Raw genomic sequence first — 16,687 nt, forward strand, 5'->3', positions numbered from 1 at the left:
GAAGTGCGTGTCTTGACCGTATCTTCTACCATACGTTTCCGATTCTTCCCAGTGCTCGGGTAAAATTGTCGATCTCTTCTGCTTGAATTCATCATCATTAACGAAAAAATATTCATTGTCGCTTTCACCGGGTCTTCTTGGACGAGTGGTATATAATCCTATACCCTTGCTTGGTTAGCTTCTTGAAGTCGGTGCCTTTTAGTAAGGAGTCTTTTGAATTAATTCATCAATATTCTCTGGTCACGTCCACGTTCTCTAGGATATGGTGAGGATTGGCAAAGTAGATAATTTAGATTTAGACTTAGGCTTTAGATATAAAACTAGGCACAATCATGATGTTTCTGCACATATGAACGGATTTAGTGTCACCCTCTTAGATCGGATAAGTCGGCTCAGGAATGAATCCAATCTCTTTAGAGTGGTTCCAGATCTTTCGTCCGCGGTTATATAACTGCCGTACGTTTTCGTGGAAGCATCATCCTTTGCATATGCAATAAAAAAGATGGCTGATTCAAGCTCAAACAAAGGTGTAAACTGCTATATATAGCACAAAATCAATATAGTACAGCTAAATCTGACACGGATTTTCGGCGTTTGAAAGAAAATCTCTTAATTTACTCAAAATTCATATGTACAGAAAGCTAAATGGTTGTGGTAAAATGATTTCTTTAATAATGATTCAATAACTATTCGCTTCTTCCTAGTAAACGTATTCGTATATACTCTGCTCTATTCTATCCAGCATCTCACGACATGAGCTGACGATGACCATGCATCCCCGTGAACGCGTTGTATATATGCTCTATCCTAGAGGGATCTTTTCTCCTTGTTTTAAGTTGTTGTTTCAAACCTAATTTTCACAAAGCCTAGAGAAACTGATGTCTCTTTTTATATGTGAGATGTTGCAATTAAGGGGTTAGAGTAGGAAACCCCTTGACCAACCCAAACAAACATAGTATATTACTTCAGGATCTCATCGCAATCCCGCATGAGATCAGGTCTTTAAGAGAGGCAAAACATGGACGACACGTTCGACGAGTTCGACGAGTTCTTTGTCTTCGAGGACACGATTCCTAATATCGTGTCCTATAGCGTCATCCTCGGGAAGGAGGTGCGGAATGAGCTCAGGCTCATTAGGTCTGAGCTTCCGGAGGTGATCTACAACTTCTTTATTAATGAGGCAGACGATACTCTGAACATCTTTATCCAGATGTTCGCGGGAGCATTGCTGTCAGGGAGCGCTAGCATACTAGAACGCATAAAGGAATTCCTTGAAGAGCTTGCGGTCGTTGAGACCGCAAAAGTTGATAAGAGGCTTCTTAACAATATCGTTTTTAACGATATTGTCGAAGGCTTCGACGCCGATCCCGATTCCGACGCCGACACCGCCCCCGACGCCGACACCGCCCCCGACGCCGACACCGCCCCCGACGCCGACACCGCCGGCTAGTCCCTCCTAGCCTCTCACCCCCAGACAGAAGCCGCTCTAGGGCATCATTGCCCGGGGTTCGTGCTTCTGTCTGGGGGCTTTTCATTTGGAATTAAATTAAGATGCAGATGGTTGGCAGTATGTTTCTACTAGCCTAATAACCGGTAACGCCATAGTTTCGCGCGGCAGCTCTATACTGCGATCAATAATAGCAGCAGGGCAAGGGTAGCGTAGCGGCAGTATGGTTGGCAGCTCGCCTACAGAGTAGGTGAGCGCGCCAGCAGGCGGTACGACAGGCTGTACTGAGCGCGTACGATCAGCATGGTTGCGCGCAGTAATCTGTGCAACCTGGTCGTCAACGCGGGCGCGTTCATCGGCATTTAACTCGGCGTACGGACGCGGCATCATACCAAGCGTACGCTGGGCGCTTACTACCGGATCGCACACGAAAAACAAATCAAGCACATGTTCGCACAATCCGGCGCGGGCAAGCTCTTCGCCGACTTCGCCGAGTGCGCGCCCGTCTAGCAGTACAATCTCTACGCCTTCTTCGCGCGCATCGCGCAGCCATTTACGCAATAGTGCATCTTTGAATGCTTGGCTGCGCGGGCGAGCGCCAATCTTCACGCTGTTTGCGCTGATTTTTGGCGTGTAGAGTAACGTATCGCGGTCTGCCCGCGGCAGATGGTATACAAATTTCACGCGGCGTACGCAGGCGTCTTCGTTATGCTTGTCGGCGAGGAATGTATCTATTGCTATTGGATCATCCAAGTCTATGCCGTATTCCTGCATCATCACTACGAGCACGCGAAAGACTTGCCCTGCATCGATCAGCATGACGGGCAATGATAGCTCATCGCGTATATAGTCTTTTACCAAGCTTACGATCGTACCTTTGCCGCTGCGCGCATCGCCATCGAACGTTACCAGCTTAGGAAGTGGGTTGGTCATTAGGGTATATGATAGCATGGATGGGGCGCATTGACCCAAAACAAAAACACTCTAGCAAAGTTTTGTATGTAATAGGCATGCGGAACATCCTTTCTTTGATTAGGTGTTGTTATATAGCTAGACTTAATTTTACTAGGGGAGGGGTTGGGTTAAAGTACCAGTTACAGCGATTTCTTGACGGTTACTTAGACCAAGATGTCGATCAGTTCGCATATCAAACGAAATAAGCTGAGTTGATGCCTGAAAAGAAGTTACCAGAAGAACAATTTAGCCTGTATTTATCCAAAAAAACAAGCACGGCTCTCGCCGCGCTCAACACTCCAATTTGCTTTTGAAAACATTTGGGTTTTGCATAGCAAAACCAAAGAAAAAAGAGCACTTTTGCGCCCAATTTACGAGTTTTGTCCCGATTTGGTGCGGATGAAAGGACTTGAACCTTCACGCCATCGCTGGCACTAGCACCTGAAGCTAGCGCGTCTACCAATTCCGCCACATCCGCATGCATAATGGGTATATAAAGTGCATCGTAGTTTCTTAGTCATTCCGGACTTTACAATTTGATTATACTGGTATTTCGGTGCAAAGTAAATAGTGGTACAGATTCATGTCAATCATATAATGTGATACAATGGATTGGTTGTCAATTATAATAATCAAGCGTTTGCTGTTCGTACGCCATAGCACAAGCGAGAAAGGGTTCGTGTGATTGATTCGATGACACATGTCCAGAGGATGTTGGAGAGTTTTAGCAACTTACAGAATCCATCGCTTGCGAAGGAGATGGCAAACACATCTGTCTGCTTGGAGAACGAAGATGGCATTAGAGCTAACGGTAGATTTAGTGAGTTGCCGCAAGACATACTGCCTCACGATGCGGCACAACTTATTCTTGAAACGCTGAGAGCGCTAGAGCACAGTGCCTTGTCGGATATAGACACTGAAATGGTTAATAGAGCATTTCATAGTGCTATTAGTAAATGGCCAGAGGAGCTGCAGTCGCCTCAAGCTGGCGAGGTTGCGATTGCTCATATTGCCATTATCGGTGCTTATATAGGTGCGATAGGCGATAATAGAGAATGACTTCAACGCTTAATGACCAACGCAACGTTATCAATCGTTACAAAGGCGTACCGATAGAACAAATTATCACCGATCTAGATACGCACGGTTCGACACTAGAGATTGCGATTGATAATATCGAGAGAGATTTCAATATGGGCACGATTGTACGTAGCGCGAATGCGTTCGGCGTGCGTCATGTGCATGTTATCGGGCGGCGGCAATGGAATAAGCGCGGTGCAATGATGACTGACAAATACTTGCATGTGTACTATTATGTGGCGACGGATGGTTTTATACATGCGATCGCGGGGAAAGAATTGATTGCGGTCGATAATATTGATGGCTCGCAGCCTTTGAGTCGCGCAAAATTACCAAGAAATACCGTACTGCTATTCGGTGCGGAACGTTCAGGAATTCGCCAAGAGTTATTACAGCGTGCCGCTCAGATTGTCGCGATTGAGCAATTTGGCAGTACGCGCAGTCTTAATGTTGGCGTAGCGGCTGGAATTGCAATGTATGTATGGGTGCAACAGCATATGCTACAATGATGCTCTATGCTAGAGGGTGTTTTCTAAAACAAAAATTAAGCGTATCCATAATATTCTAAGGTTCAAGACTAGTTTAGCCTATCTAATTGCTTCCTCCCGTAGCAATTTAAGTAACTCATGATACACATCTTCATATCTCATGCTATGCCTTATACCTTTATACTTTATATCTAAATTCACATTCTTTGAGATGGAGATTAAAGTGATCTTTTCTAAGTCCGCGTAGCTTTTAGCTAAGCGGACTTTAGCAATACTCCCCAAAAGTTCTCTATGCTGTTGATGTGGTTCTTTTAGGATTGCTTTTGCTTCTATTAACAAATTTATTATGGCTATAGTTTACACGGGTAGTGACGCTTATATCACCTAGTCAACTAGTCCGTTGTGTAACTACGCCAGCCGTAACTATACTAACCGTTACTCGTATATAGTTCACTATGCATAGTGCTATTCTAGCTATACTTTCATCCGTATGATTCATCTGTGTGATCTGTTTTAGAGCGTTTCCGGCTAGCATGAGGTTAGGTGCTAAGTATTAAGTACTAGGATTAGGATTAGGTACTAGGTGCTATTTGGGTATATACCTTACTATGGCGCTTTAGTAGTAAAAAGGCAGGCTCAAAGACGATAAATCTTAGTCTTTGTTACTGGCTCTACAGAGACTATGTATATCATGTGCGCTACGTACATCACGTACTCGGCATAGTCCAAAGTAACTTTCATCTATTTCTACTTCACCAGACAATGGTGAGGTAGATTCTGTAGTATTTAGTTATTACTATGCGAATGTGAGTAAATATACGATTGACTGTATTACGGTTTAGATTAGCTATGGAAGCTATTCCACGTAGCAGTCATGTCCTCACAAAATAGTCTAACAATTTGTCTAGTTTTAGCTTCAGAAATATGTGAACGTTTCAAGTACTTATTTCTCATCTGTTATTTAGTATGGGTGGTGGGGGTAAAGTAGGATTGGACCTATTCTAAAAATAAGACTTAAACCCACCCCTCAACCGCAACACCCAAAGACGCGGCGTATTCCAGTGGCGTTAGCCACTGGAATCGTTTTCTTGGTCGGTTGTTAAGCATGGATTCTACTTTTAATATATCCCGGTTAGTTAGTTTTTTGAAGTCAGTGCCTTTGGGGAAGAAGTCGCGGATGAGCCCGTTGGCGTTTTCGTTTCTGCCTCGTTCCCAGGAATGGTAGGGATTGGCGAAGTAAATATCCGCTCCTAGGTCTTTCTCGGTTTGTCTCCAACCGGCAAATTCTACGCCGTTGTCGTAGGTTATGGTCTTTGGCAAGGCTCCGGTGTGCCTGCTGAGCCTTTCTAGATCAAGCATGGTCTGTTTTTGTATCTTATGTACATCATAGCCGCACACTAGGCTAATTGAGACTAACCCCGTCTTTCGCTCCACGTGAGTTAGCAATCTGTCTCGGCTATCTTTGCCGAAGATGGTATCGCCCTCTAGGTCGCCTAAGCGCCCGAGTTCATCCACTACGCCGGGTCTAGCTGCAATATTGCGTTTGCCGGCAGACATCCAGCCGGCAGGTACGGCAGGTATACGGCTGCATCTGTATTTCTTGCCGCGGCGCCGCAGGTGTTTATGGAGGTTGTATTTCTTGGCGTATTTGCAGATTGCTTTAGGCGAGACGTAAGACAAGCTAGCAGATTTGTCTCTTTTGTTAATCTCTATCTGCAGCCTGCCAGCAATCTGCTCGGGAGACCAACGCAGCCTGAGGCGCGATTCAACGAACTCTCTGGTTTGCTGGTATCCAGAAAGCTCCGAGCAGCAGGGATTGTTTCTTGCATCTAGCCAGCATCTTATGCTGGGCGGATTTAGCCAAGTAGTTTATTCTCTCGAATTGGCACAGGCGTCTTCTATGCCGAGCTTTCTTTTCGCGAATCACTGGCACTTTGGCGGTACCGCGAAAGTGTCTCGAGTCTAGTCCCAGCTCCTTAGGTTTATTAACTCTGGTCTTTTTGGCAAAATTTTGGTTTCGCCTGAGCTCCCGAGAGATGGTTGAGGGACTGCGGTTTAGCATGCGAGCTATCTCGCGCACCCTGGCTGAGCTTCTAAGCAGCGCTTCAATAACAATTCGCTCTTCGCTTGAAAGTTGTGTATACTCTCTTTGAGGCATTTTGGAATACCTTTCTGCTAAAATTAGGTTGTTTTCGTAGATCCAATTTTAACAAAGGACGAACCAAGATGCCTCTTTTTGTATGGGGAGTGTTGCGGTTGAGGGGTTGGTGTAGGAAATGCTTGCAAAATATAGTCAAGTATGCTATAATAGCCCTCATGAAAGCTTCGTTAGCCAATTTGGTGGGCGGCCAGGAGCTGTACTACCCGCAATCTGTTCGTATGCGCCATCACATTGAGTCGGCGTGGCGTCGAACGGCAAAATTATACGGCTACGAAGAAGTTGGCGACGACATGTCAGCGTCGGCGCATTATGCGCGGCGTTTTAAGATCTCGAACGGCTCGCTTGGACAACCGGCGTATCCATGGTCGGGGCGGATCTTTCATTACGATAATGTTGGCTGCGAGTCTCCGCGTGCCGATGTTGAGGCAATCGCTATTGCAAAGCGCAGTCTAGATGCGATCGGGCTGTCACGTGCGAGCTATCGTATACGATTGAACGACGCACGAATCGTGCAGGCAATCTTAGAGGATTATTTAGAGCTAGATGCAATACAAACTGAACTTATGACGCGCTTGCTTGCAGAAAAGCGCATGCTTACACCTGTAGAGTTCCGTGACCGTGCGATTGATATCGTTGGGCGCATGCAGGCGGGCACGATTTTGCAGCAGCTTGCCAAAGTATTGGCAGCGAAAAATGCCGAGGAATTGCCAGAAGCGGTGCGCGAGCATGACGCGTACCAAGACCTAGCAGCGTTGTATGCGCGACTTGAGGCACTTGGCATCGCTGGTGTCGTACTTGATTTAACATTGTCTTACGCTGATTGCACAGCTGGAGTATTGTTTGATATTGTTACGAATGATGAAAAAATGTTGTATCGTGGTGGGCGAATGATTGCTCCGTCGCTGGAAACGCTTGTTGCGTCGTTGGGTGATATGGCGCATATTGTTGAGACTCTAGAAGAAAGTGGGCATGCGGTATTGCCGAGTGCAACTGAAGTGTATGTGGCGGCAGTTGGGCGCGTATTTGATACGGCGGAGCGAATTGCCGAAAAACTACGCAGTGAGCGAATCTGCACAGAAGTTGACTATACTGGTCGAACATTGGCGGAACAACTTGTTACGGCGGTAGAGAAAGACATTACGTACGTTATGCTTATCGACGAGGCGAGCGTGGAACGGCAAATATATACGCTGAAAAATTTGCGTGACGGCACAGACAAGACGGTTGGGTTTGAACGAATCGTAACAGCCGTGAGCGACCGCCGAGTGCGCGCCCGTGAAGATGATGATTTTGACTTGTCGGAGTTTTTGGATGACTTTGACACCTGACAGATATCCGTATCTCTGTTATAATACGCTGTTATGAAGACGACAGTAACACACGAATCAGATACGCGCGTAAAAGTAATGATTGCGGCGGATCATGCTGAACTGGCAGCAGCTGAACAGGTGGCGCTAAAGCGCTTGGCAAAAACAGCTAAAGTTAATGGATTTCGTACGGGGCATGTGCCGCTTGAAATTGTGAAAAAACATGCCGATGCGAATGCGCTGGCTCAGGAGACGTTGGATGCGGCGCTAAATCGCGCGGTTGCTGAGGCTTTTTTGAGTAACGATTTGCAGGTGCTAGCTCGCCCTGAGGTCGAAATTAAAAAATACGTACCGGGCGAGCTGTTAGAATTTACCGCTGAAGCAGATGTGTTGCCTGAAGTAAAACTTGGTAATTATAAAAAGCTAAAAGTGAAAAAAGCGGCGGTTAACGTTGATAAAAAAGAAATTGACGAAGTAATTGAACGAATTCAAAAAGGGTTGTCGGAAAAGAAAGAAGTCAAACGCGCTGCAAAAATAGGTGATGAGACAGTGATTGATTTCGTCGGTAAAAAAGATGGCGAGGCGTTTCATGGTGGTACGGGCAAGGATTATCCGCTAGTGCTTGGTTCAAATTCTTTTATCCCGGGATTTGAAGATGCGCTTGTTGGTTTGAAAGCAGGCGATACAAAAGACGTTAAATTAGCATTCCCGAAGGACTATCATGTAAAAGACCTAGCGGGACAAGACGTTGTGTTTGAAGTGACAGTGAAAAAAGTAAATAGCGTAAAGTTGCCTGCGCTTGATGATAAATTTGCTGCAAAAGCCGGTTCATTTACGTCAATGGAAGATTTGCGCAGCGACATAAAAGCGGAGATTGCAGCGCAAGCAGAGCGTAGGGCAAAAGACGATTTGAAAGATGAGCTAGTAAAACAGCTGGTTGCAAAGAGTGTAGTGAGCGTACCATCGGTATTGCGCGATGATCAAATTCGTTCGCTGGAACAGGATTTACGTCAGAATTTGATGTATCGGGGTCGTACTTTAGAACAATATTTTAAAGAAAAGGGCTATGCCGATCGTGACGCCTGGGTAAAAGCTGAAGCGAACGATGTCGCTGACGCGCGCATTAAGGCAGGTCTAGTGTTGGCGCAGTTGAGTAAAGAGCTGAAAATTGAAGCGACGGCAGATGAGTTGGCGGCACATATTAACACCTATAAGCAGCAATATGCAAACAATTCTGAGATGGCAAAGCATTTTGATAAGCCCGAGGCGCAGCGCGAAGTTGCAAATCGACTGATTACTGAAAAGACGGTCGACAAGCTGGTTGAGCTAAACTCGTAGTAGATTGAGGCGCCAAATAGGCATTCTAGGTGTGGTTGGGTGTGTTGCTTATATTTTTGCTTAGCCGTTGAGAAATATAACGAGAGTGGTTTGCTTTGACGATAACTTTGATTTGGTATATAACAGAAAAATATGTGTGAGTACTGTAAGGAATCGGTTGTTAGTTCGTGTGGGGCAGAAGAGAACTTTGCGCACTCACGTGTCCAGGAAGGCTTTGATGAACCGTGCTATTCCGATAGACCAGACAGCCGTCAGGATTCTAAAAGAATTTCGCGGCGATTACTCTTACGAGAGCTTGCGATTGGCGCTATGGCGGGTCTTTCGTTTAGTGTGGTCACTGAGGCAGCTGGTATTAATGATAAAGCACGTCATGCAATTGAGTATTTATACGATCGCTTTGAGCAGATAGATCCAAACGATTCAGTGGAGATGACGCTGGGAGTTGTTGCTATTTATGGTTTAGCGATTGATCCTGATAGCTGTGATGGCGATGGAGCTGACAATCGGCGCCGATGGGGACGCGAGCATATAGCGAACACGGTACAAGATAACGTTAGCCAAATTGAACAAACGCTTGGCGGGCAATACCAGATAGATATTAAGCATATCGAAAAAGTCGTTGAGCCAGAGGGTGTGCGTCCGCGCAGAGATGATAGTGATGAAGTGCCAATGTATACGATCGATCAGTTTGAGCGATATGCAAAAGAAGCGCGCGAGCAAATCACGGAGAGTGATGATTATAACGGCAAGCCGGTTATCACGATGGTGATTTTCGATAGCCACTATTCTGAATTGAGCGAAAAAGCTATTGGCATTGCCTACCAAGATCCAGATAATCCGAGAACTCATATATCAACATACGGTGCTTGGAAAGGCTGTGCGCCGGCGCACGAAATTGGTCATTTGCTCAATCCGGAGACTATTGGCGAAGGTATGCAGCACGAGGGGACGTTTAGTGCTCGGGTTAAAAATGAAGAGAGTGGAAAGCTAGTGCAATTATATGCAATTGATACGATCCAGAATCTGCTTAAGCAAGGCTGTGCGCTTGAAACAAATGAGTATGCGTCACATCACACAGTGATGGGATCGGGTCATCTGGACTCAAGCTATTCAATAAATGAGAAAGATGAGCTGCGTAAAGATTCGCATATCAATCGCCCGATTTATTCGCCGCCGGAAATACACTTTTTGCAGCCGTGGCGCAAGACAACGGACGCTACCAAACAGCTTGGCGTGCATTTTCTTTCGTATGAAAAAGACAAAACGTTTGGCCTGACAACAGAATTACCAAGCAATCACGCATTACGTAAAGCGATACCGTATGCCGACAGCTTGTTTATCGGGCCGAACGTGGATGGTTTTGTTGCAAACGACAAGACAACACTAGAAGGACTGTTCGTGACGGATTCAATTGGTGTTTACGCTGTCTCGAAAGATGGTCGCAGAACAGCTGAAATTAATACTGCATGTTTTGGTATGAGTAACCTAGAGAACGGAGATGAGTATGTCGTTTACGCCGATGAGCAGCTAAACATACTTGTGCTTTCTGGTAAGAATGACAGCGGCGTATATGCAAAGATTCTTGAGCTTAATACCGATGAAGCACAAATACTGCTAAATGAGGATCGCGAGAAGACTGCCGAGCGTAATAAATTAATCGTTGATAACTACGATAAGCAACTTGACAAGCAGAGCGCAATAGGAACAGGAGCGGTTGGTCAAATTAGCACTCTCCCTTGACGAGTGCTAATATTCCGCGTACAATGGGGCTATGAATGATATGCGAAATTATTTAGTGCCAAATGTAATCGTACGCACGCGTGATGGCGAACGCGGATACGATATTTATTCTCGACTACTTGAAGATCGGATTATCTTTTTAGGTGAAGAAGTGACAGAGGGCTCGGCAAATACGATCGTGGCGCAGCTGCTACACTTAGCAAACGAAGATCCCGACAAAGATATCCAGCTATACATCAATAGCCCAGGCGGCAGCGTGTATGATGGGCTAGCAATTTACGATACGATGCAATATATCAAGCCGGACGTCCAGACGATTGGCATCGGGCTGCAGGCGAGCATGGGTGCGTTTTTACTAAGCAGCGGCGCTAAGGGTAAGCGGTTTGTTCTGCCGAATGCGCGCGTGATGATTCACCAGCCGTCCAGCGGTACGCAGGGTATGGTGACCGACCAGGAGATTAGTCTGCGCGAATCGGTGCGCATGAAAGAGCTGCTTGCGAAAGCGATCGCGAAAAATACCGGACAAAAACTCGAAAAAGTCAAAGCCGATATGGAGCGCGACTACTGGATGAGCGCAGATGAAGCGGTGAAGTATGGGCTGGCAGACGCAATAATCCGGCGCGGGCGATGAGGTACAGTCAACTAACCTGGAATAACCCTAAATCGTAGATATGCTAATGGGTCTTTAAATAACTCAGAATGATTAGCTCTTATACCATCCATTCTTTGCACAAATCCTGTAACTGATGTGTTAGTATACGTTGTCCGTAGAGCTTACGCATATGACGTTTAGCTACACTCCACATTAATTCAGCTTTGTTTAGTGTTTAGTATTAGTATTACCATAATCTCCCTTGCTATGGTTATGACTCTCATGGCAGTAGCCTAGAAGTAGAGAGTAGAGGATAAATAGTGATATTTCACCATAACCATACCACTTGTCTGTAATAACTAAGCTGCCAGGTTTAACTGTATCCTGAATGAATGATTCAAGGGTACCCCTATCTCTGCCATTATAGAAGCTTCCTGTAATACGTAAGGGTTAGGTTAGGTTAGGTTAGGTTAGGTTAGGCTTACTTAACCTTACGTCCAGTATATGGTTCTATAGCGCCTGTTACTACGCAGGTAGACTGTTTACTCTTTAGCTTAGCAAAGTAGCTTTCATCTGCTTAGAGCTAAACCCTAAGCCTTCTAGGAGTGAAGTACTACTAGTACCTGGTAGTAGGAGTAGAGTATAGAGTGTTTGGTAGAGTATCTAGTATACGCACTGTATATGGTAGCTTATCTCTAGACCTAGAAAACCATCTAGAGACTGTAGGGTAGCTTACTTTAGCTAATACCGTCTTTTATAGCAGACAAAGCCCTAGTAGCTTATAGCTTAGGGTTTAGCAGTGTATACGGGTTAGCTTCTAGACTACTCTACAATGATTACTGTTCTAAGCTCCTAGGCTCTTCTTTGTTTGCCAGCACTATAGAAGGGTAAGATAAAGAAAGATAAAGAAAAAGAAGAAGAGAGAGTATACAGATGATTAATGCTATCTAGAGCTTATCTTCATACCGTATAGCCATGAACCTTTCCAGGCCGTAACTCTTATACTCTCTTACGGCATACCTTACACCATAGATACCTTACACCATAGATACCTAAGAAGATAGTTCTCGTGCAGTGTATTACTACACTGTGGACATGCCTATACCTACAAAACGAGGTTCACCAAATTATTTGTAAATTGGAAAAGACATACCTATACCTATACCTACTCACTAAAGATTAGCTTATTAATTAACTAACCAATTGGCTACTTTACTACAACACTAAGCGCCCCCACTTCAACCACCGCGACCCAATCCAGCCAAACATCCAAATCCCGCCGCTTAGAGCCTACACCAACATGCTAAAATTAAACCCAGAGGAGTCCAGGAGGTTTTGGACGTATACATACAGTTGCAGTTTTTATAGCGATGTAATATCATAGAGGTTACGCAGGCACTTCTAGTTGTTTTAGGAGGGACAGAATGTCTGATGCCGGTTGGCTCGTCGTTGCCATTGTTCTTTTTACAGGTAATTTTATCTGTATGCTTTACAGTGGGTGGCAAGTTTTTGCGCCGTTTCGATTTAGGCGGATCAGCACCATCTACTTTGCTTCTCAGCGTTTTCGCGTTGAGGCGAACAAGTGGTATTGGAGAACTATTATTCTCCTGAGCATGGCAAGTTGCATAGGAGTATGCCTTGGCTCTGTCGGCAGGATGACTAATCGTTCTGCGCTTGTCACCTCTGGGATGGTTGTCATCCTAATCGGTGACTCTCTTGCCATCATAGGCGTGGGTGTCGTTGTCTATTACGACAAACGGGCGCGTAACGCTCGACGACGGGAGCTTCTTGAGGAGTCGGCATCTGTCCGCTGACTCGCTCCCGCTCAGCCTCGTTCCCCCGCGTAAACCGCGTGGGGAACGAGGCTCTTTCTTTTGGCTTCACGGCGGGAGTTAACATCGCCTGGATTCTCCAATAAAGTCATACGAACCCCATTGACATAGTCGCCTAAACCATTTACAATGAAAGACAATGAAGATTGTGTAACGTGGGTTGATAGTGTACTGCGCCTGTGGCGTGGCGTTTTAGTATGCGGTAATCCATGGTTAGTAAAGCTTCGGCGCCAACTCGTGCGGGAATGATAGAGCCAACCCACCTCTTGTCAATCAGCGCGGAGATTATTCAAATTTAACCAAAACGGGAGTACACATGCCAAAAGCAACCACGGCAAATCACACTCCGGCACAGCGCGTGTTTTTCACGAATGATGACACGGCGGTGGCGGTACCAAACCTCCTGACCCACCAAAAGGAATCGTGGAAAGATTTCGTCGAGACGGGTCTGAGCGAGATTTTCGCAGAAATTAATCCAATTGAAGACTATACTGGCCAGAAATTGGAACTGCGTTTTAAGGATTATAAATTTGAAGCGCCAAAAAACGATGAAAAATTTGCCAAAGAAAATAATTTGACGTTTGACGCGCCGCTGCTGGTGACCACCGAACTAACAAATAAAGTGACAGGTGAAGTCAAAGAGCAGGAAATTTACTTAGGCGACTATCCGTGGATGACAGATCGCGCAACGTTTATCATCAACGGTACGGAGCGCGTGGTGGTGAGCCAGCTGATTCGTTCAGCAGGCGTGTTTTATACGCCGGAAAAAGGCACGGGTAAAAATTTGTACAGCGCAAAATTAATCCCGGGTCGTGGGGCGTGGCTAGAGTTTGAGACAAGTGCGAGCGGTGCGATTTACGTAAAAATTGATCGTCGGCGCAAAATTGCCGTGACGACATTTTTGCGAGCGCTTGGTTATAGTAAGGTGTCGGAAATTCGTGAGCTATTTGCCGACATTGATACCGGTGAAACGAAATACATTGAGGCGACATTAGAAAAAGATCCTGCACATGGTGTGAACGAGGCGCTGATTGAGGTGTATCGCCGCTTGCGCCCAGGAGACTTAGCGACGGTCGATAACGCGCGCCAGATGATTGAGCGTATGTTCTTTGACTTTAAGAGATTTGACTACAGTCGTGTTGGTCGCTATAAGATGAATAAACGATTGAATTTGGATGTACCGAATACCGCAGAGAATCGTGTATTGAGACTTGACGATCTAGTAGCGATTATTCGTGAGCTAATTCGCATGAACAACACGCAGGAGCCGGGTGATGACATTGATGCGCTTGATAACCGCCGCATTAAGCTTGTAGGCGAGTTGGTAGCGCGTCAGTTCCGCGTAGGTATGCTCCGCATGCAGCGCAATGCGATGGATCGCATGAGTATGAGCGATATCGAAACGGTGACACCAAGTCAGCTGATTAACGCCCGCCCAGTGGTTGCGGCGGTGCGCGAATTCTTTGCGAGTAGCCAATTGAGCCAGCTACTTGACGAAGTGAACCCGATTTCGGAGTTAAGCCACAAGCGCCGATTGAGCTCAATGGGACCGGGTGGACTCAGCCGCGAGCGCGCTGGATTTGAGGTGCGCGATGCCCACCCGACACACTACGGGCGTATTTGTAGCGTGGAAACGCCGGAGGGCGCTAACATTGGGCTAGTATTGAATTTGGCTACATACGCGCGGATTAACGAATACGGATTTATCGAAACGCCGTACCGCAAAGTTGAGAATGGCCGCGTGACAGATGAGATTGTTTATTTGGATGCATCGCAAGAGGTGAATGAGGTAATTGCTGACGCTGGCGCAAAGCTTGATGATAATGGCAACTTCGTGAACGAGCGCGTGTCGGCGCGCAAATTCTTGCAGCCGAGCCGCGTAGATGCGAGCGAGGTGACGCTGATGGACGCGTCGCACAAGCAGATTCTAGGATCAACAGCCAGCCTTGTGCCGTTCATCGAAAAGAATCGCGTCGACCGTGCGTTGACTGGCTCAAACATGCAGCGCCAAGCAGTGCCGCTATTGCAGCCGCAAGCGCCAACGGTTGGAACGGGAATTGAAGCAAACGTTGCGCGCGATTCTAGTCAATTGATTGTCGCAGAAGCCGACGGCGAAGTAGTTCGCGCTGACGGTGATGCCGTTGAGGTGCAATATAAGGATGGCGTGAAACGCTATGATCTCATTCACTTCGCGAAGAGCAATGATGATCGTTGTGTTAACCAGAAAGTTCGTGTATCGCGTGGTGAAACGGTTACAAAAGGCGACATCCTCATTGAGGGTATGTCGATTGCTGAGGGCGAGTTAGCGCTAGGCAAAGACTTATTGGTAGCATTCATGCCGTGGGGCGGCTACAATATGGACGACGCGATTGTGATCAGCCGCCGGCTGGTTGAGGACGACACGCTTACCAGCGTAAATATTAAAGACTATTCGGTGGAAGTACGAGAAACGAAGCTTGGCCCGGAAATCGTGACGCGCGATATTCCAAATGTGAGCGAAGACAGTTTGCGCCATTTGGATGAAGGCGGTATTGTGCAAATTGGTTCGGAAGTAAAGGCAGGTGATGTACTTGTCGGGAAAATTACGCCGAAAGGTGAACAGGAGCTTAGTTCGGAAGAGCGGTTGTTGCGTGCGATTTTTGGTGAAAAGGCAAAAGACGTACGCGATACGTCGCAGCGCATGAATAATGCGGGTGGCGGTAAAGTTGTTGGTGTAAAGATTTTCAGCCGTGAAAACGGTCATGAACTAAAAGCTGGCGTACTGATGCAGATCCAGATTTTTGTGGCGCAATTGCGCAAAATCAGTGTTGGCGACAAAATGGCAGGACGCCACGGTAACAAAGGTGTAGTGGCGCGCATTTTGCCGGTTGAGGATATGCCATATTTGGCAGACGGAACGCCGGTTGATGTTGTTCTAAACCCGCTTGGTGTGCCAAGCCGTATGAACCTGGGGCAGTTGTTTGAAACGCATCTGGGCATGGCAGCGCGGGCGCTTGGCTACAAAGTTGCAACCCCGCCATTTAACGGAGTGCCAAACGATGTGATTGAGCGCGAGCTTGAGAAAGCAGGCTTAGCGAGAGACGGCAAGAGTCAGCTCTTTGATGGTCGTAGCGGTGAAGCGTTTGAGGAGCGCACAACCGTCGGCGTGATGCATATGATTAAATTGCACCACATGGTTAGCGACAAGATCCATGCGCGCAGCACTGGTCCGTATACGATGGTGACGCAGCAGCCGCTTGGCGGTAAGGCGCAAAATGGCGGTCAGCGCTTTGGTGAAATGGAGGTGTGGGCACTTGAAGCATATGGCGCTGCAACAACATTGCAGGAGATGCTAACGATTAAGTCTGACGACGTGTATGGTCGCGCGAAAGCATATGAATCAATTATCAAAAATGACGTGATCACCGGTCCAAAATTGCCAGAGTCATTCAACGTGTTAGTGAAAGAACTACAGGGATTAGGTTTACGCGTTGATCTGGTCGACGAAAATGAAAATATCGACGCTGAGCATTTGATTGAATCAAGCGGATCTACCGGTAAAGCTACGTCGACTACGAATGACGGCGACGATGATGACGATGAGGCAGAAACCTATCTTGATGAATCTGATGGAATCGGTGATGTCGGCGACGATGATGGTATGAGCGTGCGCGCTATTGACGATGAAGGTCAGATTTCGGATATAAGCGAAGAGGAAGACGAAATGTACGACGAAATAACAACGCAAGCAGATAGGGAGGAGGCGTAA

Annotated in this window: 11 protein-coding genes, 1 tRNA gene and 1 pseudogene; 9 read left to right on the top strand and 4 right to left on the bottom strand. The window is 46.5% G+C overall.

The genetic code is table 11. The annotated features are described in order from the left end of the window. Positions 1-1,018 precede the first annotated feature (1,018 nt). A complete protein-coding gene (locus J5A52_02795; GenBank protein QUB37061.1) occupies positions 1,019-1,450 on the top strand; it encodes a hypothetical protein in 432 nt (143 codons plus the stop codon). Positions 1,451-1,546: 96 nt separating this feature from the next. On the opposite strand, the gene J5A52_02800 is transcribed toward J5A52_02795, so the two are convergent. Beyond that, positions 1,547-2,380, bottom strand: coding sequence for a (d)CMP kinase (locus J5A52_02800; protein ID QUB37062.1), 834 nt, complete (start codon positions 2,378-2,380; stop codon positions 1,547-1,549). 412 nt (positions 2,381-2,792) lie between these two features. Beyond that, a tRNA-Leu gene (locus tag J5A52_02805) sits at positions 2,793-2,879 on the bottom strand. 203 nt (positions 2,880-3,082) lie between these two features. On the opposite strand from J5A52_02805, the gene J5A52_02810 reads away from it, so the two are divergent. Continuing rightward, complete coding sequence (locus tag J5A52_02810; protein QUB37063.1) at positions 3,083-3,460, top strand: hypothetical protein; 378 nt, start codon at positions 3,083-3,085, stop codon at positions 3,458-3,460. Then, a complete protein-coding gene (locus tag J5A52_02815) occupies positions 3,457-3,990 on the top strand; it encodes a TrmH family RNA methyltransferase (protein QUB37064.1) in 534 nt (177 codons plus the stop codon). Before J5A52_02810 ends, J5A52_02815 begins: the two co-directional genes overlap by 4 nt. A gap of 993 nt (positions 3,991-4,983) precedes the next feature. Here J5A52_02815 and J5A52_02820 read toward each other — a convergent pair. Then, on the bottom strand, positions 4,984-5,814 hold the full coding sequence (locus J5A52_02820; GenBank protein ID QUB37998.1) for an IS30 family transposase: 831 nt from the start codon (positions 5,812-5,814) through the stop codon (positions 4,984-4,986). 145 nt (positions 5,815-5,959) lie between these two features. Beyond that, positions 5,960-6,127: pseudogene (locus J5A52_02825) on the bottom strand (helix-turn-helix domain-containing protein). A gap of 158 nt (positions 6,128-6,285) precedes the next feature. Between J5A52_02825 and J5A52_02830 the strand changes: the two are divergent. The 6 genes from J5A52_02830 to J5A52_02855 all read left to right on the top strand — a co-directional run bounded on the left by J5A52_02830 (position 6,286) and on the right by J5A52_02855 (position 16,687). Then, entirely contained in the window at positions 6,286-7,458 is a 1,173-nt protein-coding gene (locus tag J5A52_02830; GenBank protein ID QUB37065.1) for an ATP phosphoribosyltransferase regulatory subunit, read from the top strand. Between the two features lie 33 nt (positions 7,459-7,491). Beyond that, positions 7,492-8,775 (top strand): trigger factor, encoded by a 1,284-nt coding sequence (gene tig, locus J5A52_02835; GenBank protein ID QUB37066.1) that lies wholly within the window; start codon positions 7,492-7,494, stop codon positions 8,773-8,775. 132 nt (positions 8,776-8,907) lie between these two features. After that, positions 8,908-10,515 carry a hypothetical protein gene (locus J5A52_02840; protein ID QUB37067.1) on the top strand — a complete coding sequence of 536 codons (1,608 nt, stop codon included), beginning with the start codon at positions 8,908-8,910 and terminating at the stop codon, positions 10,513-10,515. 40 nt (positions 10,516-10,555) lie between these two features. After that, a complete protein-coding gene (locus J5A52_02845) occupies positions 10,556-11,146 on the top strand; it encodes an ATP-dependent Clp protease proteolytic subunit (protein QUB37999.1) in 591 nt (196 codons plus the stop codon). A 1,574-nt stretch (positions 11,147-12,720) separates the two neighbouring features. After that, positions 12,721-12,921, top strand: a complete 201-nt coding sequence (locus J5A52_02850) for a hypothetical protein (protein QUB37068.1) — start codon at positions 12,721-12,723, stop codon at positions 12,919-12,921. 334 nt (positions 12,922-13,255) lie between these two features. Continuing rightward, positions 13,256-16,687, top strand: a complete 3,432-nt coding sequence (locus J5A52_02855) for a DNA-directed RNA polymerase subunit beta (GenBank protein QUB37069.1) — start codon at positions 13,256-13,258, stop codon at positions 16,685-16,687.

Source organism: TM7 phylum sp. oral taxon 349 (assembly GCA_018127705.1).
Lineage (GTDB): Bacteria > Patescibacteriota > Saccharimonadia > Saccharimonadales > Saccharimonadaceae > Saccharimonas.

Coding starts and splice junctions, on each gene's coding strand:
- J5A52_02795 (QUB37061.1), top strand. CDS start 1,019: ATGGACGACACGTTCGACGAGTTCGACGAGTTCTTTGTCTTCGAGGAC.
- J5A52_02800 (QUB37062.1), bottom strand. CDS start 2,380: ATGACCAACCCACTTCCTAAGCTGGTAACGTTCGATGGCGATGCGCGC.
- J5A52_02815 (QUB37064.1), top strand. CDS start 3,457: ATGACTTCAACGCTTAATGACCAACGCAACGTTATCAATCGTTACAAA.
- J5A52_02830 (QUB37065.1), top strand. CDS start 6,286: ATGAAAGCTTCGTTAGCCAATTTGGTGGGCGGCCAGGAGCTGTACTAC.
- tig (QUB37066.1), top strand. CDS start 7,492: ATGAAGACGACAGTAACACACGAATCAGATACGCGCGTAAAAGTAATG.
- J5A52_02840 (QUB37067.1), top strand. CDS start 8,908: ATGTGTGAGTACTGTAAGGAATCGGTTGTTAGTTCGTGTGGGGCAGAA.
- J5A52_02845 (QUB37999.1), top strand. CDS start 10,556: ATGCGAAATTATTTAGTGCCAAATGTAATCGTACGCACGCGTGATGGC.
- J5A52_02850 (QUB37068.1), top strand. CDS start 12,721: ATGGCAAGTTGCATAGGAGTATGCCTTGGCTCTGTCGGCAGGATGACT.
- J5A52_02855 (QUB37069.1), top strand. CDS start 13,256: ATGCCAAAAGCAACCACGGCAAATCACACTCCGGCACAGCGCGTGTTT.